Below are 17996 nucleotides of genomic sequence, written 5' to 3' on the forward strand. Positions count from 1 at the left end.
GGAAAATGGATAAGCATCGAAGCGGACATTGACCAATGTTCAGCCATGAGAGGCCGGAAGAGCTAGACCCTCTCCCGGCCTCCTTCATTTAGGCGGTTGCCTTGTCGGCGGTTTCACCCCCCTTCCCTGCTGCGCCCTTGCCCTTGCTTCCCTGCGGCGCGTCGGGTGCGGTGCTGTCGCCGAGACCGGAGTCGCCGCTGATCCCATCGTCCGAACTCTGCCCGACGGGCGGCAGGTCCTGTTCGGCCTGACCCGCGGGGATTTCACGACGCGGACGGCGACGGCTCCAAAGGACGGCAAATCCCCCTTCGCGGTCATGCCACAGCGCAATGTCCATCGGGTTCGCCATGCTCGGATCGTCGATGCGGCCCTGATAGAAGACTTCTCCCGTCGACTTCTTGATCTGCTCGAACATCGCGCCGACCTTGGCCCAGGTGCGTGCCGGGGTCAGCGCCATCACCTCATATTTCGGCGCCGCTTCGTTTTGGCTGATGACCGGACGCAGCGCGACGACGTTGGAAAAGGCGACGGTATCGATACGACCGATGAAAACGCCATCGCTATTCTTCTTGAGGTTGCCAATATTAGCCATGAAGTATCTCCATAAATTTAGGGCGATGCCCCTCTTCAGAAAGTCAAAGCAGAGTTGCCGTCTTGACAATTACTTAATAACGGCGGCATCGATAGCGGTCTATCTCATTGTTTTCTTGACGAAATTGCGATCCTCTTTGGTGAGCCGGAGCAACAAACAGACGCGCGGGAGCGCGGACAGCGAAGATCGCCCGGCCCGACCAGGGCCGGTTCCGCTATGGTCGGGGGAAGCGATGCAATGCCCTCACCTGTCCATCCCCTTCGGAGCCGCCGTCGCAGGCCCCAAGAAGCAGACGGGGGATAACGCGGGGCAAGCTGAAAAACGGAGGCTCCGCCGCGTAGCGGTGGAAACCGTAGGCCCGCAGGGCCGGTTTTCTGCTTGAGCGCCCGCAGGGCGCGTCCCCGCGCGCCGCCGGATGCGACGCCGGGAGCCTGAAAGGCGGCGTAGAAGGGAGCGGGACAGGTTTGCGCGCACCCTGGCGCCTCGGCACGCGAATAGCGTGGCGAGGCCTCGAAAACGACTGCGGGCGCCAAAAGGCGGCCGACCATCTTCCCGTGCCCCTGATCGTTACCCGAAGGGCCGAGACCCGCAGGGGCACGGCGAGCTTGGTCGCGATCGCAGAATCGCGGCCCTAGCGAGTAGAGCAGGTTACCGATCGGCGGATGCCGGTCGGTGGCCCGCACTTCCGCGATCCAATTCTCCGATCAACACCCTCCCCCAATCCATCAGCCGCAGAATTCCGCACTTTCCAGACGAAATGTCGGGGGATATTCGCGCCAGTGAGGCTTCGGCGGAGCCGTATTATTGACGTTAGACACACCCCCCTTTCTGGGTATAGCGCGACAGCGAAAAGTCTGATTTCATTGACCTCGGTCGTTTGAGGCCCTCGCCGGGCAGCGGCCGAACAACAGCAGGATGAAGACGATGATCGTGACAACGAGCTTGTCGCGCCGGGGCCTTGTGCGCGCCGGCGGAGGACTTTTGCTGACCGGCATATTGCCGATCGACGACAGTGTGAGCGATGGGGGGCGTGGACTGCAAGGCCGCGGCGCCGATCGCTTCGAGCGAGCGGAGGAATTCTACCGGGGCGTAGCCGCGGGGCTATATCGGCATCCGCACGACCTTCTCTATCAGGCGGGGATCGTGGCCCAGCTCGGCATCGGCGCATATTTGCTCGATCTTGGCGCTTCGGACGATTGGTGCCGGCAGCGGATCGGCCTCTTCGTCGACAAGGCATTGGCGATAGCGAACGAGGCCGGCTTGTATCATCGTGATCCCGCCATGCTCGAGCTGGCCGGGCTGCTCTCGCCCTATGGGCAATGGCGTGGTCCTTTCGCGGCCGATCTACCGGCGATCGAGACGATCAACACGTCTCGAGTGTCCGCTACGCTTGACGGCTTGCTAGGAACGGTGAGGCGCCGGCTCGCCGGGGTAAGCAACGAAGGGGCGGAGCGATGAAATGGCATCATAGTTTGTCGCGCGCCTATTGGCTCTGGATTCGCGTGAAACGCTATCCGCAATATGCTCGCCGGCTCGGCGCCGATCCGCCTGTCCTGGATCAACTGGATCTGGCGATGGATCTATTGTGGCCGTTCGCGCGGCGTGTGTTTCTCATGCACCGGGTCGACGAGCTGCCATATGGGGTGATCGCGATCGCGGTCGACGTCGACGTGGCGACCGTCGAACGCTGTGTCGCTGATGCATTGTGGTCGGTCAGAATGGTCCGCCGGGAATTCGAATGAAGGCCCGAAACCGACGTAACTTCACCCTCATGTTACCCCTCATTTATTCGAATAACAATTTACAGGGGGTGACTTCGCCGCCCCGAACCTGATCGTTCCTTTGTGCACGATTTGCGCGTAGCTTGGAGGGCGCCAAATGGAACGGCGGACATTTGTTGGCGGATTGCCGATCGCCGCGGGTATGGTCGGCGTGATCTCTCTTTCGGCTGAACCGAGTTCGCTCGACAATGAAAAACACAAAGCTGCGCGGTGGCGGCTGCAGAATGCGAGAGCGTTTTTCCCGAAGGGAGAATTCGTTCGCGCCGGCGACCTGCTCTATCAGTTGGGCATTGCATCGCAGCTCGCCCTGACGGCGTGTGTCGTGGCGGATGGTTGGACGGACGAGGATTGTCGCCGCCGGATCGGACTGGACGTCGGCAAAGCTCACTTCTTTGCGAAGGCCGGCGGGCTGCAATTCGATTCCGATAGCTTCGCGCGAATTGTCCCGTTGCTGTCGCCATATGGACGATGGCGATCGCCGGCGATGGGTGGTCACATCGATGCCGGAACGATTGACGCCGGCGCGGCTAAAACCGCGGTCTCGCAGTTGCTGATAGCGGTTCGGTCGCACCTGGTTGGCGGCGAAGGCAAGGCAGCAGGTCGATGATCTTGCATCACCGCATCGCGCGCAATTATTGGCTGCACGTCAGATTGAGGCACTATCCCGCGTTTGCGCAGAGTATCGGCCCAGCGCCGGACATCCGCGACCAAGTGAAGCTCGCGATCCAGCTCGTTTGGCCGCTGGCGCGATCGGTCTATCTCCTCAACGGAGTACATGATTTGAGTTATCGCCAGATTGCGACATGCGTCGGGGTAGATGTCAGCACCGTCGAATTGTGCATTGCCGACGCTCTCGTCTCGATGTGGACGATCTGCGACCAGTTTGGCGAGGCCCCTGGCTAAATTCGCACCGTCATTTTCGCACCTTCCGTGCATCGGATGCCGATTCGTGGAGGGCGTAATACAAACTTGCAGGGCTTCCAAATCTGTCTTACGCATGGCCGACTTGTCATCGGGAGATGCGAATGACGATTTTCAATGTCCGGCTTTCGCGCGAGGATGAAGCGGAGTTGGCCGCCGCCGCGAAAAAATCCGGTCGCAGCAAATCCGAGATCGCGCGCGACGCGATCTCGGCTCACCTGAAGAACATGGCCGACGACGAGAGGCGATGGGAAACGCTCCAGGACGATTGGAGCGAATATGGGTCGGCTGTACAGGACGCCTATGAAGCTCTCGTTGGTGTCCAGGTTGCCAAGCTGGACACGGTACGCAAGGCATTCGAGGCTCGTCTGGTCGAGATCGGGAATATGGATTGGGAACAGTCGATCGAGCCAGTCTACGAGATTTTTCGGCGGAAGGTGATCGAGAAGTCACGCGTCGCATATGCGCCGAACCCCTACATCGGGGGCAGTGATGCCAGAGACCCGGAGGTGGTCGCAGTAATCGGTTTTGCGGCCGACGACAGACATGCACTGGTGACACCGCTTGAGCAGGCATTTTATGATTATTGCGGTTTAGCGGGCTGGGACGCCTTCAACGAAATTCCGGTGGTCTTTGAACGGGCGCGAGCGCGGCTGGAGGCGGACGATAAAAAACGAGTGCGACCGGATGCGAATTAGGGATTCGCAGATGCGATCCAATTGATAAGATGCCGATCTTCATATCGTGTTCGGCAGAGAAACGAGGAGAATATTATGGCGCTGCAGGATCTATGGCTGGAAGGCATCGATGTCGATGCGGCGCTTTACGATATTCGCGATGACGACACGCAGGCGTGGGAAGTGCGCGCGCTTGCGGGCGCGAGCATCGGTATCGATCCGATCGCGGGACTGCGCGCTGTCATCGAGCTCAGCACCGCAATGGAACGGATCGTTCGCGGCGAAAATGACGGCAAGGCGCAACTGGCGAGCATCCTCGGCCGTGCCGGCGACGACTACCAGCGCTGCCTCTGGTATACGGTCGCGGGCCGCGATCCGCTCGCGGTCGCGACGTCGTTCGGCGAGCTCGAGAAGTTGATGGCTGCTCGGGCGATGCTCTGGGTCGAGGCTGACGATCGAGGGCTGACACCGGCAAAGGCGGACAATCCCTATTGGACGACAAGACCAGAGGGACCGCCGGCGACTTTCAGCGATCACTTCGAGCTCGGCGAACATTGGACGCCATTTCTGCCGTCAGAATTGCTCCCGGAGGACTGACGATGCAGCGCTACTATGTACTCGACCGGGAAATGGCCGCAGGCGAAGACGGGTTCGAGGCGATGGTGGCGCGAGCCTATAGGCTCAAGCAGGCGGTACGCTGCCTCTGCCGGCGCGACATCGCGCTCGATCTCTATATTGCCCATCGACATGGCGGGCATGTGCTGTCGCGCTGGCCCGGGACGGGCCCGCGGCACGCACCGCACTGCGATCATTATGAGGCGCCCGATCATCTGACAGGGCTCGGCCAGGTGCTCGGCAGCGCTATCGTCGACGACATCGACAATGGCGTGACAACGCTCAAGTTCGGCTTCCCGCTGTCGAAGGGTCCTGCGCGCGCGGCACCGGCGTCGTTCACGAACGACAAGCCCGATGTGAAGGCGACGGGTCAGCGGCTGTCGATGCGCGGGATGCTGCATTTCCTGTGGGATCGAGCGCAGCTCACCCACTGGCATCCGCGCATGGCGGGCAAGCGCAACTGGTACATTGTTCGCCGGCAGCTCCTGAATGCAGCGCTCGGCTGCAAGGTGCGGGGCGACCCTCTCGCGCAGCGGCTGTTCGTGCCCGAGACATTCCGTCTTGAGGACAAGGACGCGATCGCGGGCCGTCAGGACGCGGAGCTGGCCATTGCCCGATCGGAGCCCGACCGGATCATGATCCTGATCGGCGAGATCCGTTCGATCGAGAGTGCGCGCTATGGCGAGAAGATCCTGATCAAGCATATGCCTCAGCGACCGTTCCTCATGGATGCCGATATGGCGCGCCGCTTCCATAAGCGGTTCGCGGCCGAAGAGGAGCTTTGGAGGTCCGACGATCGCGACGGCAGTTTGATCATGGCCGCGAGCTTTTCCATGGGTGCGTCAGGCCTCGCGCAGATATTCGAGATGTCGGTGATGCCGGTCACCCGTGAATGGATCCCCTATGAGCGGCTCGAAGAGAGAATGCTGGTCACGCAAGCGATCGAAGAGAAGCGCCATTTCGTGAAAGGGATGCGGGTCAATCTCGGCCTCGAGATGCCGATCGCGAGCTTGACCCTCACCGACACCGGCGCGGAGGCAACGGCGGTCTATCTCGCACACAACCTGCCTGAGCCGCGGTATGACGAGGCACTCGAGCAGCTCATGCGGACGCAAGGCGTCGAGCATCTTACTTGGCGACCCGGTGATTGTCTGCAGATTGCGCAGAGTGGTTCGACCCCAATAAAGGTGGCGGGAACATCAACTGCCCACTGAGACTCCGCACCAGGGGGCTTGGATGGCGATTGTCGATAAGATGATGGCCGCAGAATGGCTTATGCAGGCTGCGGTCGAGATGCTGAATCGAAACGATGATGTGCTTAGCGGTGCATGTCATGGCTTCATCGGCGCTGGGCCTCCTCCGTGAGTTGGTGGCATGGCAGGGCGACGGTTATGCCCCTCGAGTGCTCAAGGATAGCCGCAAGCCGAGCTGAAGGAACTCCCAACGGGATGTCAGAGGCCGCCGAGATAGAAGCGATCGTCGACAAGATTGTTGAAGGTACCGAGGCGCGGGGTGTGAAGTTGGCGGCTGATATCGCGATCGCAACGCCGAAGAAGGACGTCCGAGCTTGGTCCTGTCAGTAGTTTTGTGCGCGAGGTCATATAGATGGAAAAGAAAGGACTATCGAGCACTATCAGGTTGAACCGCGAACTCCACCGCCAGGGTTCATCCATGCCGACCCAGGTCTCCTCGTCGATGCGTGCGCGCCGTCTTCACTGCAGAAAAGCTCTTGCGACCAGGAGGCCATCCACGCATGGAGTCATAGTGAGGAAAGCAGGAGATAACGTAGCGAATTTGTTATCAGTAGCTAGATTGAGCTTTCATGGTTCCCATCACAATGGCAGCGGGTCGATAATATGGTCTTATATCTAGGCATCGACGCGGGCGGCACCGCAAGTAAAGCGAGGCTTGTCGATGCGAACGGCCTGCGATTGGGTGCGGGGAAGGCCGGCCCCGCCAATACGCGCATCGGGCTCGACGCGCTGCACAGATCCTTGCTCGACGCCTGCACCCAGGCGCTCAAGGATGGTGGTGTCGCCGACAGCGATTATGGGAGCGTCCGGGTCGGCATGGGAATTGCGGGCATCAATCGGATGGGGATGAAGCAGCAAATCCAGGCGCTCGATTTTCCCTTTGCCAATGTTCAGTTAACCAGCGACTCGATCATCGCCAATCTGGGTGCACATATGGGCGGCGATGGTGCGATCTTGATCCTCGGTACCGGAAGCGTCGGGTTGATCAAGCGCGGTGAGGACAGTTTAAGCATCGGCGGCTACGGCTTTCCCATTTCAGACGAAGGAAGCGGTGCGGCGTTGGGTCTCAGTGCAATCCGCCATGCCCTGCGCACGCTCGACGGACGGACACGGCCGACACAGCTCAGTCAGGCGGTGACCAAGCAGTTCGACCATGCTATCCCGAATGTCATCGCTTGGATGGACGATGCAGCGCCGGCCGATTATGCCGCCTTTGCCCCACTGGTGATGGAATATGCGGAGATAGGTGACGAGATTGCGCTGTCGATCGTTCGCGACGCCGCGCAGCATATCGAGCGCTTCATCGAGACGATATTCGCTAAGGGCGCGAGCCGTTGCGTGCTGATGGGTGGACTCGCACCGCGGATCAAGCCATGGCTGCGCGCCCGTGTCGTCGAGAAGCTGAGTGCGCCGCTTGGCGACGCGCTCGACGGCGCCCTGATTCTCGCCGGCCTGCCCATCGGGTCTTTAGCATCTGGCCGGTGATGGCGTGCCGCCATCGAGAATCAACTGCCCCGGAACCGAGCAAGATATGCGCGATGTGGTGGGCACACCTCAAACTCCGTCACGGCATTCCAACAGGATCGCGCCGTGACACCGACGCTGTGCTGGCAGCGATGTCAGTGACGAATTCATATCGATCGCCTCGATACGCAGACCTGGTAAATTCAACCGGCGTACCCTTCGTATCACGGGTCAGGCGCTCAATGCGCAATATCTCCGAGCTCTGCGCAATCGAGAGCATCCCGGCTTCGGTCGGAGTGGCCAAGGCAGCCCGAATACGCTGCGTGCCGGACACAGGAAATACCCCCGAACTCTGAAGCGCTGCGTAGAGCGAGTCACCCACGGCATCCAAATCCGGGAGGAACTCCGCGGGAACGACAGCATGTTCTATCGCCAGCGGTTCGCCATTCGCAAGGCGCACACGCGCGAGCCTTGCGACCTTGGTGGCGATCGGAATCTCCAAGGCGGCCGCCTCCTCGTCGGTGGCGTTGGCGTAGCTACGCATCATCCAGACGACACTAGGATCATCACCTCTCGATCGTGCATCTTCAGAAAAGCTCGTTAGCATTGCACCCCGCGCCTCGATACGATCGCTGACATATGTTCCCGAACCATGCCGACGAAAGAGCAAGCCCTCCTCGATGAGCTTCTGGATGCCCTTTCGGATCGTGACCCGGGACATGCCCATTCGTTCCGAGAGTTCGCGCTCGGACGGGAGCGGCTCGCCCGGTTCCACGCCGCCGCTTTGGATGTGCTCACGAAGATTGCGCGCCAATTGAAGGTAGAGAGGCGCGTTGCTCTCCTTCAATCCGGCAAGCTTGTCTCGCATTATTGGTCCTTTCCGCACATATTCCGATCCGGCAAGCGGCCGAGGAACAATCGCATTTTCGCCTGTTCGTTCCCGTCAGCCTGACCGATAAAGGTCCAATAGCACCTTGAGGTTGCCGGCTTCAACCATTTGGCACACTATTGGTATGCACATCGATCCTTATGAAGCTGACGTCGTCCGAAATTTTCGCGCGCGGGTGGCGGCGAAGGGACCCATCGACTTGCTCGAGATTGCGAAGGTCGGAATAGCATTTCTCGAATTCGGCGCGGTTCTCGATTGAGAGCAGATCGCTGGCCCCAAGGTGAGCGAACATATCGGCGAGGCGCAGGAAACCATCGCTTGCTAGCGCGATTGCCCAGTCGCCGGCGGGCAGTTCGGCGCGATCTGCGCGCTCGATTGCCTCCATTTGAAGACCCAGCACCCAATAGCCGCCATCGACATTCATGAAGGCTCGATTTTGGACGAGTTGTGGCCGCAATTCCTCGAAAAGTTCGGCCGCCGAAATCTCAGGTCGCTCGGCGAGGATCGATCGGGCCAACGCCTTGGTGCGGTGTTCGAAAGGGCCTATATTGCCGCCGTCTCCATGTTCGGCGAATTCTTCTCCGCCTAGGGACCGGTAGGCGATCCTGCAGTCTCCGAGTGTTGCCAGTTCAACCTTTTCGGGCAGGGCGCGGACAAAAGCTATCGCCGCGCTTGGCAGTTCATGGCGCCCCGCGGGCGGTCGCCGCGCCAGCGTCGAATAGGACGACCGGCAGTGACGTATGACGGCCGCGAACAAATCCTCGAAAGGCATCGTCGGCTTGCTAGCCAGTAGATCGCGGAGTTCCCTATCGACCCGCTGCGCGAACCATTGTGCATCGCTGACAGCTGAGACGAGGTTCTCCCCAATGCCTGATGCGCCATCGATAACCCAGGCCGCGAAGTCCGTATATCCGACCACATCCTCATTCGCTGCCGCTCCGGATCGAGTCTCCGCCAAACGGACGTTGAACATCTCGGCTCCATTAAATAGACGCGCGACCGGCCTTCTGCGCGCCGACCGATATCGCAGCTTGATGATGTGGTATCATAGTGGTAGCAGGTGCGCAACATCGACTACGGTTAGGGGAACGAGAGATGCGCATTCTTGGTTTCATGAGCGGGACATCGCTCGATGGCGTTGATGCGGCCATTTTGAGTTCCGATGGCGAAGCAATCGACGACTTCGGCCCGACGCACCTCACCTCATTCTCGACCGCAGAGCGCGCCATCGTCAAAGACGCCACCGAACAGTTTGTGGCGACCGGTACGGCCGAACCGAGACTGTTGGCGGAGGCTGACGATATCATTGTCAGCGCGCATGTACGCTGCGCGCGCGAACTTCTCTCCAAACCGGGGGCCGGTAAGATCGAATTGATCGGTTATCACGGCCAAACCGTCCTTCACCGGCCCGACCGCGGGTTGACGATCCAGATTGGCGACCCTGCAAGAATCGCCAATACGCTCGGCGTTGACGTTGTCGCGGACGTTCGGCAGGCCGATATGGCCGTTGGCGGAGAGGGCGCGCCTCTTGTTCCCATCTATCACGCCGCACTGGCACGGAAGATCGGGAAGTCAGGTCCAATCGCCTTTCTCAATGTAGGCGGCGTCGCGAATTTCACGTTCATTGGCAGCGATGAACAAATCATCGCACTCGATACCGGGCCCGGCAATGGGATGCTCGATCTCACGGTCCAGAAGCGCGGTCTTGGCCGATATGATGATGGCGGAGCGCTGGCCGCGAGCGGAGAGGTCAATCAGGCAGTGCTGAGTCATTTACTTGCGCATCCCTATTTCGAGCGTGAAGGCCCGAAGTCGTTGGATCGCTACGACTTTCCGCTCGATATCGTGGATGATCTCTCGGCCGCCGACGCAGCGGCGACGTTGGTCGCGTTTACCGCCAATTCCGTGGCGCTGGGCGCACGCCAGCTCCCCGAACAACCGGAACTATGGATCATTTGCGGTGGCGGGCGACATAATCCCGTCATAATGGAGGCCTTGCGAGAAGTGCTTGGCGCTTGTGAAAGCGCTGACGATTTCGGGTTGCGCGGAGATTTTATCGAAGCCGAAGCCATCGGATTTATCGCGGCGCGCTCGGTTCGGGGGTTGCCGGTGACCTTCCCGAACACGACGGGCGCGCCCAGCCCCACCACGGCCGGAAAGCTCTACAAGGCTCAGACGGCGACGGTCGCCTGACCGGAGTCAAGGTCGAGACTCACGCGCTGTGCGATCAGTGTGGCGGGTGCAATGATCGACCGCACGGCGGCGGGGAGCATGTCGAAATGATCGATGTGCAAATCCGCGCCAAGCTGGCTGGCGCACACGTCGGAAAATCCGAAGCCGACAGCAATCGACGGCATCGCCGCGGCTCTCGCTGTCGCTACATCGACCGCCGAATCTCCAACATAGATGGCCTTGGCCCCTTTGGCCTGCGTAATTGCGGTGAGCAACGGTAGTGGATCGGGTTTTCGAACAGGCAATGTGTCGCCACCGATAATAGCGTCGAACACACCAGCCCAGCCGAGCGCTTCGACCAGATGGTTCGCAAGTCCCTCCGGCTTATTGGTGCAAATCGCGAGCCTGAAGCCCTCGATCCGCAACTCTTCGAGCGCGAGTTCCAGTCCCGGATAGGGTGCCGAAAACGTACAAATATTGTCGGCATAGTGTTCCAAGAATACGGGAATGGCTCGTGCGATCAGTTCCTCCGGCGCATCTCCGCTAAGCGTCAGTCCTGCATCCAGCAGCGCGCGCGCGCCGTGGCCGGCAAGGGGGCGCACGAGCATCGGCTCGACGGTAGGCCGGCCAAGGACTTCCAGCGAATGATTGAGCGCAGCAATGAGATCGGGAGCCGTGTCGACAAGCGTCCCGTCAAGGTCAAATACTATTGTATCAATTTTCGGGCCCCGCATTGCCATGCTGATGCCCGGCCCCAGATCGCAATACAAGGGCCAATTATGCGACCCGCCTTCCATTCCGGCCATTCTGGCGCGTCGAATCTATCCCGGGGCGCGACCATCGCGGCCCGCTCGATGTCGCCGCTTTTCCGTCGGATTGCGCTGCTACCAAAATTGGTTACAATCTGGTATTAGGCGCATCGGATCGACGGGCGAAAGCAGTCGAACGGCGCGACGGAACGGAGTGTCCGTCGTCAGAACATTTGGCGCAGATCGCGGCGTAGATTAGCGGAGCGCGGGCCTCGTCCTGGGGTTGATATTAAGCGGCGAGCTTGCGGTGCTGCAAGCGTCGGTGTTCGATGGTCTTCCGTTTGATCCTTTCGCGCTGTTGGATGATGGCGTCAGCCCTGCCGAAGTAGGTGTCGGCGGGCGTCACATTGCCGAGGCTTTCGTGATATCGGCGGTGATTATAGTGGTCGATGAAGGCCTCGATCCGGGTCTCCAGATCGCCGGGCAGGAAGTAATTTTCCAGCAGGATTCGGTTCTTGAGGGTCTGGTGCCAGCGCTCGATCTTGCCTTGGGTCTGGGGATGCATCGGGGCGCCGCGGACATGGCTCATACCGTTGGCACCGATCCATTGGGCCAGCTCCTCGGCGATGTAGCTCGGACCATTATCGCTGAGCAGCCTGGGCTTTTGCACGACCCTGGCTGACGAACAGCCCGAGGCTTCAAGCGCCAGTTCCAGCGTGTCGGTGACGTCCCCGGCGCGCATGGTGGTGCAAAGCTTCCAGGCGATGACATAGCGGGAGAAGTCGTCGAGCACGGTCGACAGATACACCCAGCCCCAACCGATGATTTTGAAGTAGGTGAAGTCGGTCTGCCACATCTCGTTCGGCCGCGTCGTCTTGGTGTGGAACGCATCGGCTGCCTTGATCACGATGAAGGCCGGGCTGGTGATCAGGTCATGGGCTTTCAGAAGCCGGTAAACCGTCGATTCCGACACGAAGTAGCGCTTCTCGTCGGTAAAGCGCACAGCCAACTCGCGGGGCGATAGCTCGGACTCGTCCAGCGCCATCTCGACGATCTGCTGCTGGATATCGTTGCCGATGCGATTCCACACCCGGCTCGGCGCCGATGGCCGATCCTCCAGCGCCTCCGGCCCGCCTTCGAGGTAGCGGTCATACCATCGATAGAAGGTCCGGCGGGGGATGCCGAGCTGGTCCAGCGTCCGCTTGGCGGGCAGATGCGACTGCTCGACGATCCTGATGATCTCGAGCTTCTCAGATGCGGGATACCTCATTCTTCGTCGCCCCCATCCGCGATCATGCTTTTTTTGAGCAGACGGTTTTCCAGCGTCAGGTCGGCCACGCATTCCTTCAGGGCACGGGCTTCGCGGCGCAGGTCGTGCACCTCGCCGGTGGTCGCAGCTCGGGCGGTATCGCCGGCCAGACGACGCTTGCCCGCTTCCATGAACTCCTTCGACCAGGTGTAATACAGGCTCTGGGCGATGCCTTCCTTGCGGCACAGCTCGGCGATGCTGTCTTCGCCGCGCAGCCCCTCCAGCACGATCCTGATTTTGTCCTCTGCAGAGAAGTGCCGGCGCGTCGCACGCCGTATGTCCTTCACCACCCGCTCAGCTGGGGCCTTCGGCGCCGATTTTTTCAAGGAGGATTTGGGCTTCATCTTCGTTCCTTCGTCACTACGACGAAGCCCAAATCCTCCTTAAATCACAACCTCAAATCTGTGCCATTGGCGCTGACGGCGGACAGTCACGAACCCCCAAGTTCTTCACCGTCGGCAGATCGTCGACGTGCCGCATGCCGTCGCAGGCTCGGTCCCATTTCAGGCGCCGGCTCTCAAAATGTGGGGGACGCCGACCGAAATCATTCGCGGTGCGCCTGGGCTCGGCGAGCATAGTGGCGATATCCTAAAGGAGTGGCTCGGCTATTCCAAGGGGGACATCGACAGGCTTGTGGAGCAAGGACGGATCTGAAGGAGGTTTCGCGATGCTGCACCCCGAGCCAGTCCAGAAGGTCTGGGACCCCAATGTGATCAGGAGCGACTTCCCATTGATCGCGGGTTTGTCGGGTATATATTTAGACAATGCGGCGTCGGCGCAAAAACCGCGCTGCGTGATGGACAGCATGACCGATGGCGCTTTCACCCGTTATGCCAATGTCCATCGCGGAGCCCACCGGCTTAGCGGCCTCGCGACCGCGAGCTACGAAGGCGCGCGGGCCCGGCTGCAGTCCTTTTTGAACGCTCCCGGCGCAGAGCAGATTATTTTTACGAAATCTGCAACCGAGGCGATCAATCTCGTGGCGTCAGCCTTTGCCGCTATCGTTGCACCGGGGGATGAGATCGTTGTTTCCTCGCTCGACCATCACGCCAATCTGGTCCCGTGGCATTTGCTTCGGGAGCGGCACGGCATCGTCTTGCGCTGGGTCGATCCCGACGCCTTCGGCAATCTCGATCCCACCGCCTTCGCCGACGCGATCACGCCTCGCACGCGGCTCGTGGCGGTCACACACATGTCGAATGTTTTCGGGGTATTGACACCGCTCGAGGCAATTGTTCGGCTTGCCCATGAAAAGGGCGTTCCTGTGCTCGCAGATGGAACCCAGGCCGTGGTACATCACGCAATCGACGTTTCGGCGCTCGACGTCGATTTCTATGCGCTCACCGGTCACAAGCTTTATGGGCCGACGGGTATCGGGGCTCTCTATGCCAAGCCCGGCTGGCTCGAACGCATGCCACCGATGCTCGGCGGCGGCGAGATGGTCGCAACCTTCGGCCGCGATCACGTCGAATATGCTGCCGCGCCGCACAAGTTCGAGGCCGGGACGCCGCCAATTCTGGAAGCGATCGGACTTGTCGCCGCCCTCGACTATGTCGAGGGCGTGGGGCGTACGACTATCGCTACCCACGAGGCAGCGCTTGGTCGCCACGCGCGGGCTCGATTCGCGGCTATTCCAAACATCACCGTCTTCGGCGATGCCGAAAAGCCCGGTCCAATTCTGACGTTCGCCTCTGCCGGCGCCCATGCGAACGATATAGCGGCGATCCTGGACGCCAAGGGTATCTGCGTCCGTGCCGGCGCGCACTGCACTCAACCGCTCCATCAAATGCTAGGCTTCAGTTCGACCTGCCGCGCATCGTTCGCCATGTACAGCACGCTGGATGAAGTCGACGCTCTTGCCGATGCAGTGGAAGAGGCGTTGGCAATCCTAAAGTGAGGTCGGCCGCCTGGAGGGTGCTCGCTACTCGCCGCCGATCCAGGTCCGGACGATCTCAATGTCTTCGGAGAGGTGCACGATATCTGCGCGCGCGCGCGGCGCGAGGCATCCATAGGTGCCGGTCAGCCCCAGCAAAGCCGCCGGCGTCGCGCTCGCCATCTTGCAAGCGTCCGCAAGTTCGACGTGCATGTTCGAAACAGCGTTCCGAATGGCCCGAGCCATGTCGAGGTCGGAGCCGGCCAAGGTTCCGTCAGCCGAGCGCAGTGCACCTTCGTTGCGAAAAATCTCGGTCTCGCCAAGGAAGAATGTATCGATATCGGTGCCGACCGTCGGCATGGAGTCCGTTACGAGCATCAATTCGTCGGGACCCTTCGCGCGGAAAGCGGCCCGCAGCGCGGTCGGATGAACATGGTGGCCATCGACTATCACGCCACAAATCAGCGGGGACGCCAATCCAGCCCCTGCGACTCCTGGCGTCCGGCTAGCTAACGGGGGCATAGCGTTGAACAAATGGGTGATTGCCCGAAGCCCTTCGCTGATTGCGCGATCCATATCCTCGCTTGTTGCCAGCGTGTGTCCGGCAGAGACAATGACGCCCCGAGCCGTCAATTCGGCGATCAGGCCGGTAGCGACCATTTCGGGCGCGAGGGTCACAAGTGTTTTTCCTGCACCTAGCGAGGAAAGCAGATTCACGGCCCGCTCATCCATCTTGCGGATTTTCGATGCGTCGTGAATGCCTTTCTTTTCAATGTTCAGAAAGGGGCCTTCAATATGGATTCCCAGAACGCCGGGGGTCCCGATCGCGATAGCGTCACGTACTGCGGCTATCCCGCGCTCAATCACGTCGAAATCATCACTGATGAGGGTAGGAAGCAAGGCCGTGGTCCCGAATGCCCTGTGTGCCTCGGTGATCGCCCTAATCCCGTCGATCGTCGGGGATTCGTTGAACAATACGCCGCCACCCCCGTTCACTTGCGTATCGATAAAACCGGGAACGAGCATGCCGCCGTCCAAGCGAACTGGATCAAAGTCGGTCGGGACGCCGCTATCGGGTACGATGTCGACGATCGCCGATCGCTCGATCAGCAATGCGTGATCTGATCGCCATCCCCTTTCCGAGAGGATTCGCGCGCCGATCAAAGCCTTTCTAGTCATATTGTTTCGGTAACCTTCCTGAGCAACGGCGGCCTGTCGGGATCAAGTCCTCGTTCAATCGCAAGAGCGTTGGCAAGGCGGTAGTAGGACTGGATCATCGTGATAGGCGCGGTCACAGGATGCAGGCCTGCGACGACGGGAAGTTCGATGGCCCCATGTCCGACTGGTCCGGCCCCAGCCACGATTGCCTCTTTTTCGAGGAACAGGCGAAGCAATGCGTCCATCCCCGCCCGGGCTTCATCGAGCGGCGGGAAGACCAGGATAGGGAAGTTGCGATCGATCACTGCCATCGGGCCGTGCGCGACCTCTGCCGTGCTGAAAGCCTCTGCATGAATTCCGCATGTTTCCTTGAACTTCAACGCCGCTTCGAGTGCGATCCCGAATGACGGGCCGCGCCCGAGGACGAAGAGGCTGCGTGCCTGCGAGAAAGGTGCCAGAGCCTCGTCCCATGACACGGCCCAAGCTTGGCACAACTGATCCGGCAGGGCAGCAATGACGGGGTCGAGGGCTTGTCCGCCGGCGCATTCGGATATGATCTGGGCGAAGGCCGAAAGCGTCGCAATGAAGCTTTTGGTTGCTGCGACGCTTCGCTCCGGTCCCGCGCGGAGCGGTATGACGATGTCGGCGAGAGGTACGAGCGGTGCGCTTTCGTCGTTGACCATCGCGATGACGATCGCCCCGGCCTCTCGCGCCACCTCGGCGGACGCAAGCAGATCGGGGCTCTTACCCGACTGCGACACGACGATAAACGGCTGCCCCGCCATGTGCTCCATCGGTACGCGGTATACCGAACCCATCGATGGCGGGTGTGACGATACCGTCTTGCGAAGATGTGCCTCGAACAGGAATTTCCCATAGGCGGCAGCGTGATCCGAACTGCCGCGGGCGCAGGTGAAAATCGTGTGCGTTGCGGGGCGCAGTATCAGCTTCGCCAGTTCCTTCGCCAAGACAGCATTGTCCGACAACTGCTTGGCCACGATCTGGCCAGCCTCGCTGGCCTCGGAAAACATCAGGGTGGAGGTGGGGTGACGGGCTGCGTTCATTATAATACCTGTATAATACCAGTTTACCTTGATCCGCAAGGCAGATATATTCGCGGCATGACCCATCTGCGCGACATGCTTTCGAATTTCCTTGGCGACCGACTGATCACCGCTGAAACCGCGCGCGTCGCCTATACGCAAACCGAGGGTCACCATCCGGGCGAACTTCCGGCACTGGTGGCACAGCCCGTGTCGATCGAGGAGGTTCGCCAGCTAGTTCGCGCAGCTGCCGCGCAGGGCGTCCCGATCGTGGGTTATGGTGCCGGCACTTCTCTCGAGGGGAACGCGGCCGCCGTCACATCGGACACGCTCGTCGTAGATTTTTCGCGCATGAACGAGATAGTCGAGATTTCCCCGGAAGATCTACTTGTCGTGGTTCAGCCGGGCGTAACGCGCGAACAGCTCAACGAGGAGCTGCGCACCACAGGTCTCTTTTTTCCGGTCGATCCCGGGGCGAACGCAACCATCGGCGGGATGATCGCAACCCGGGCGTCCGGAACGACGACTGTACGTTACGGCAACATGCGCGACAATCTGCTTGCCCTCAAGGTCGTTACGGCAACTGGCGATCTGATCCAGACGGGGACCCGGGCCCGCAAATCGGCGGCGGGCTACGACCTTACTCATCTCTTCGCCGGATCCGAAGGCACTTTGGGCCTAATCGTGGAGGCGACCCTGCGCCTTCATGGGCAACCCGAACAGATCGTTTCCGCAAGCTGGGATTTCGCCAGCATAGAGGGTGCGGTCGATACCGTGATTCAGACCATCCAATCTGGGATCGCCATCGCGCGCATGGAGCTTCTCGACACGCGCGCGATGATCGCGTGCAACCGCCAGAGCCATCTCGGTCTCCCCGAATGTCCAACCCTCTTTCTGGAGTTCCACGGTTCCGGCGCCAGCATCTCCGAGCAATTGGAAATCGTTCGCGTTCTGGGAGATGCCAACGGCGGCGGGACACTCAGGTCCGCGACCGCGACGGAGGAACGGAACTTGCTATGGAAGGCGCGGCACCATCTGCTTTGGGCATCGCGGTCAATGGTTCCTGAGGCGCAAGCCTGGATCACCGACATTTGCGTCCCCATTTCGCGATTGGCCGAAGCCATTTCGCGTGCGGAAACGATGATCGAAGCATCGGGGCTGTTCGCTCCGATCCTGGGCCATGTCGGCGACGGGAATTTCCACGTCTTCTTCATTCTCCATCCCGACGACAAGCCCTCGTGGCAAAAGGCGGCGGTCATCAACGATGCCATGATCGATCACGCGCTCTCGGTTGGCGGAACCTGCACGGGTGAACATGGGATCGGCTTGGGCAAGCGCGACTCCCTGCTGCGCGAGAACGGGACGGCTTCCGTCGAGATCATGCGGCAACTCAAGCAGGCGCTCGATCCGGAGGGCATCTTCAATCCTGGCAAGATATTCGCAGCATGATGCCGAAAGCCGCCAGGCCCGCGACGACCACGCCGGCGTCATGCGGACCCG

The 17996-nt window shown here is 60.5% G+C and carries 20 protein-coding genes; 12 read left to right on the top strand and 8 right to left on the bottom strand.

Translation table 11 applies throughout. From position 1 onward, the window contains the following. Window positions 1–88: 88 nt before the first annotated feature. Entirely contained in the window at window positions 89–592 is a 504-nt protein-coding gene (locus tag SKP52_RS23695; RefSeq protein ID WP_037554243.1) for a DUF736 domain-containing protein, read from the bottom strand. 915 nt (window positions 593–1507) lie between these two features. Between SKP52_RS23695 and SKP52_RS24945 the strand changes: the two genes are divergently transcribed. The 8 genes from SKP52_RS24945 (at window position 1508) to SKP52_RS27320 (ending at window position 5951) form a co-directional block, all read left to right on the top strand. Further along, window positions 1508–2050, top strand: coding sequence for a hypothetical protein (locus SKP52_RS24945; RefSeq protein ID WP_052182086.1), 543 nt, complete (start codon window positions 1508–1510; stop codon window positions 2048–2050). Window positions 2051–2094: 44 nt separating this feature from the next. Next, window positions 2095–2334, top strand: a complete 240-nt coding sequence (locus tag SKP52_RS23710; RefSeq protein WP_148309296.1) for a sigma factor-like helix-turn-helix DNA-binding protein — start codon at window positions 2095–2097, stop codon at window positions 2332–2334. Window positions 2335–2470: 136 nt separating this feature from the next. Continuing rightward, window positions 2471–2980, top strand: a complete 510-nt coding sequence (locus SKP52_RS23715; protein WP_037511954.1) for a hypothetical protein — start codon at window positions 2471–2473, stop codon at window positions 2978–2980. Beyond that, window positions 2977–3276 carry an RNA polymerase sigma factor gene (locus SKP52_RS23720; protein WP_037511951.1) on the top strand — a complete coding sequence of 100 codons (300 nt, stop codon included), beginning with the start codon at window positions 2977–2979 and terminating at the stop codon, window positions 3274–3276. Before SKP52_RS23715 ends, SKP52_RS23720 begins: the two co-directional genes overlap by 4 nt. 122 nt (window positions 3277–3398) lie before the next feature. Further along, window positions 3399–3992, top strand: a complete 594-nt coding sequence (locus SKP52_RS23725) for a ribbon-helix-helix protein, CopG family (RefSeq protein ID WP_037511949.1) — start codon at window positions 3399–3401, stop codon at window positions 3990–3992. A gap of 75 nt (window positions 3993–4067) precedes the next feature. Next, complete coding sequence (locus tag SKP52_RS23730) at window positions 4068–4568, top strand: hypothetical protein (protein WP_052182085.1); 501 nt, start codon at window positions 4068–4070, stop codon at window positions 4566–4568. A 2-nt stretch (window positions 4569–4570) separates the two neighbouring features. Then, window positions 4571–5800, top strand: a complete 1230-nt coding sequence (locus SKP52_RS23735; protein WP_052182084.1) for a DUF1173 domain-containing protein — start codon at window positions 4571–4573, stop codon at window positions 5798–5800. A gap of 22 nt (window positions 5801–5822) precedes the next feature. Beyond that, window positions 5823–5951: a hypothetical protein gene (locus SKP52_RS27320; protein ID WP_255247304.1), complete on the top strand. Its 129-nt coding sequence runs from the start codon at window positions 5823–5825 to the stop codon at window positions 5949–5951. A gap of 86 nt (window positions 5952–6037) precedes the next feature. On the opposite strand, the gene SKP52_RS23740 is transcribed toward SKP52_RS27320, so the two are convergent. Continuing rightward, window positions 6038–6259 carry a hypothetical protein gene (locus SKP52_RS23740; RefSeq protein ID WP_040110191.1) on the bottom strand — a complete coding sequence of 74 codons (222 nt, stop codon included), beginning with the start codon at window positions 6257–6259 and terminating at the stop codon, window positions 6038–6040. A gap of 183 nt (window positions 6260–6442) precedes the next feature. Between SKP52_RS23740 and SKP52_RS23745 the strand changes: the two genes are divergently transcribed. Further along, complete coding sequence (locus SKP52_RS23745; protein ID WP_037511945.1) at window positions 6443–7324, top strand: BadF/BadG/BcrA/BcrD ATPase family protein; 882 nt, start codon at window positions 6443–6445, stop codon at window positions 7322–7324. 79 nt (window positions 7325–7403) lie between these two features. Here the strand turns inward: SKP52_RS23745 and SKP52_RS23750 are convergent, their stop codons facing one another. Then, window positions 7404–8171: a GntR family transcriptional regulator gene (locus SKP52_RS23750; protein ID WP_052182083.1), complete on the bottom strand. Its 768-nt coding sequence runs from the start codon at window positions 8169–8171 to the stop codon at window positions 7404–7406. Between the two features lie 121 nt (window positions 8172–8292). Then, window positions 8293–9165 (bottom strand): protein phosphatase 2C domain-containing protein, encoded by an 873-nt coding sequence (locus tag SKP52_RS23755; protein ID WP_040110192.1) that lies wholly within the window; start codon window positions 9163–9165, stop codon window positions 8293–8295. Window positions 9166–9287: 122 nt separating this feature from the next. On the opposite strand from SKP52_RS23755, the gene SKP52_RS23760 reads away from it, so the two are divergent. Beyond that, a complete protein-coding gene (locus SKP52_RS23760; protein ID WP_037511939.1) occupies window positions 9288–10385 on the top strand; it encodes an anhydro-N-acetylmuramic acid kinase in 1098 nt (365 codons plus the stop codon). Here SKP52_RS23760 and gph read toward each other — a convergent pair. Both gph and SKP52_RS23770 read right to left on the bottom strand, forming a co-directional pair. Beyond that, complete coding sequence (gph, locus tag SKP52_RS23765) at window positions 10364–11104, bottom strand: phosphoglycolate phosphatase (RefSeq protein ID WP_228383956.1); 741 nt, start codon at window positions 11102–11104, stop codon at window positions 10364–10366. The genes SKP52_RS23760 and gph overlap by 22 nt on opposite strands. 298 nt (window positions 11105–11402) lie before the next feature. Beyond that, window positions 11403–12766 (bottom strand): IS3 family transposase gene (locus SKP52_RS23770; protein ID WP_407695120.1). Its coding sequence is split into 2 segments (ribosomal slippage): window positions 11403–12416 and window positions 12419–12766, totalling 1362 coding nucleotides; the frame shifts between segments, so codons are not numbered across the junction. Between the two features lie 323 nt (window positions 12767–13089). On the opposite strand from SKP52_RS23770, the gene SKP52_RS23780 reads away from it, so the two are divergent. Next, entirely contained in the window at window positions 13090–14319 is a 1230-nt protein-coding gene (locus SKP52_RS23780; RefSeq protein ID WP_037511931.1) for a cysteine desulfurase, read from the top strand. A 24-nt stretch (window positions 14320–14343) separates the two neighbouring features. Here the strand turns inward: SKP52_RS23780 and nagA are convergent, their stop codons facing one another. Together nagA and SKP52_RS23790 are read right to left on the bottom strand one after the other, a co-directional pair. Further along, window positions 14344–15474: an N-acetylglucosamine-6-phosphate deacetylase gene (gene nagA / locus SKP52_RS23785; RefSeq protein ID WP_037511927.1), complete on the bottom strand. Its 1131-nt coding sequence runs from the start codon at window positions 15472–15474 to the stop codon at window positions 14344–14346. Beyond that, on the bottom strand, window positions 15471–16517 hold the full coding sequence (locus SKP52_RS23790; RefSeq protein ID WP_037511924.1) for an SIS domain-containing protein: 1047 nt from the start codon (window positions 16515–16517) through the stop codon (window positions 15471–15473). Before SKP52_RS23790 ends, nagA begins: the two co-directional genes overlap by 4 nt. Between SKP52_RS23790 and SKP52_RS23795 the strand changes: the two genes are divergently transcribed. Beyond that, window positions 16500–17945, top strand: coding sequence for an FAD-binding oxidoreductase (locus SKP52_RS23795; RefSeq protein ID WP_228383957.1), 1446 nt, complete (start codon window positions 16500–16502; stop codon window positions 17943–17945). The two genes, SKP52_RS23790 and SKP52_RS23795, sit on opposite strands and share 18 nt — an antisense overlap. The last annotated feature ends 51 nt before the right edge of the window (window positions 17946–17996 follow it).

Origin of the sequence: Sphingopyxis fribergensis, from assembly GCF_000803645.1 — a bacterium.
Taxonomy (GTDB): Bacteria; Pseudomonadota; Alphaproteobacteria; order Sphingomonadales; family Sphingomonadaceae; genus Sphingopyxis; species Sphingopyxis fribergensis.

Bases quoted from the DNA above. Each gene is read 5' to 3' on its own strand.
- SKP52_RS23780 (WP_037511931.1), top strand. From the start codon at position 13,090: ATGCTGCACCCCGAGCCAGTCCAGAAGGTCTGGGACCCCAATGTGATC.
- SKP52_RS23715 (WP_037511954.1), top strand. From the start codon at position 2,471: ATGGAACGGCGGACATTTGTTGGCGGATTGCCGATCGCCGCGGGTATG.
- SKP52_RS23755 (WP_040110192.1), bottom strand. From the start codon at position 9,165: ATGTTCAACGTCCGTTTGGCGGAGACTCGATCCGGAGCGGCAGCGAAT.
- SKP52_RS23730 (WP_052182085.1), top strand. From the start codon at position 4,068: ATGGCGCTGCAGGATCTATGGCTGGAAGGCATCGATGTCGATGCGGCG.
- gph (WP_228383956.1), bottom strand. From the start codon at position 11,104: ATGGCAATGCGGGGCCCGAAAATTGATACAATAGTATTTGACCTTGAC.
- SKP52_RS23740 (WP_040110191.1), bottom strand. From the start codon at position 6,259: ATGGATGAACCCTGGCGGTGGAGTTCGCGGTTCAACCTGATAGTGCTC.
- SKP52_RS23750 (WP_052182083.1), bottom strand. From the start codon at position 8,171: ATGCGAGACAAGCTTGCCGGATTGAAGGAGAGCAACGCGCCTCTCTAC.
- SKP52_RS23790 (WP_037511924.1), bottom strand. From the start codon at position 16,517: ATGAACGCAGCCCGTCACCCCACCTCCACCCTGATGTTTTCCGAGGCC.
- SKP52_RS23720 (WP_037511951.1), top strand. From the start codon at position 2,977: ATGATCTTGCATCACCGCATCGCGCGCAATTATTGGCTGCACGTCAGA.
- SKP52_RS23745 (WP_037511945.1), top strand. From the start codon at position 6,443: ATGGTCTTATATCTAGGCATCGACGCGGGCGGCACCGCAAGTAAAGCG.
- nagA (WP_037511927.1), bottom strand. From the start codon at position 15,474: ATGACTAGAAAGGCTTTGATCGGCGCGCGAATCCTCTCGGAAAGGGGA.
- SKP52_RS27320 (WP_255247304.1), top strand. From the start codon at position 5,823: ATGGCGATTGTCGATAAGATGATGGCCGCAGAATGGCTTATGCAGGCT.
- SKP52_RS23695 (WP_037554243.1), bottom strand. From the start codon at position 592: ATGGCTAATATTGGCAACCTCAAGAAGAATAGCGATGGCGTTTTCATC.
- SKP52_RS23760 (WP_037511939.1), top strand. From the start codon at position 9,288: ATGCGCATTCTTGGTTTCATGAGCGGGACATCGCTCGATGGCGTTGAT.
- SKP52_RS23735 (WP_052182084.1), top strand. From the start codon at position 4,571: ATGCAGCGCTACTATGTACTCGACCGGGAAATGGCCGCAGGCGAAGAC.
- SKP52_RS23725 (WP_037511949.1), top strand. From the start codon at position 3,399: ATGACGATTTTCAATGTCCGGCTTTCGCGCGAGGATGAAGCGGAGTTG.
- SKP52_RS24945 (WP_052182086.1), top strand. From the start codon at position 1,508: ATGAAGACGATGATCGTGACAACGAGCTTGTCGCGCCGGGGCCTTGTG.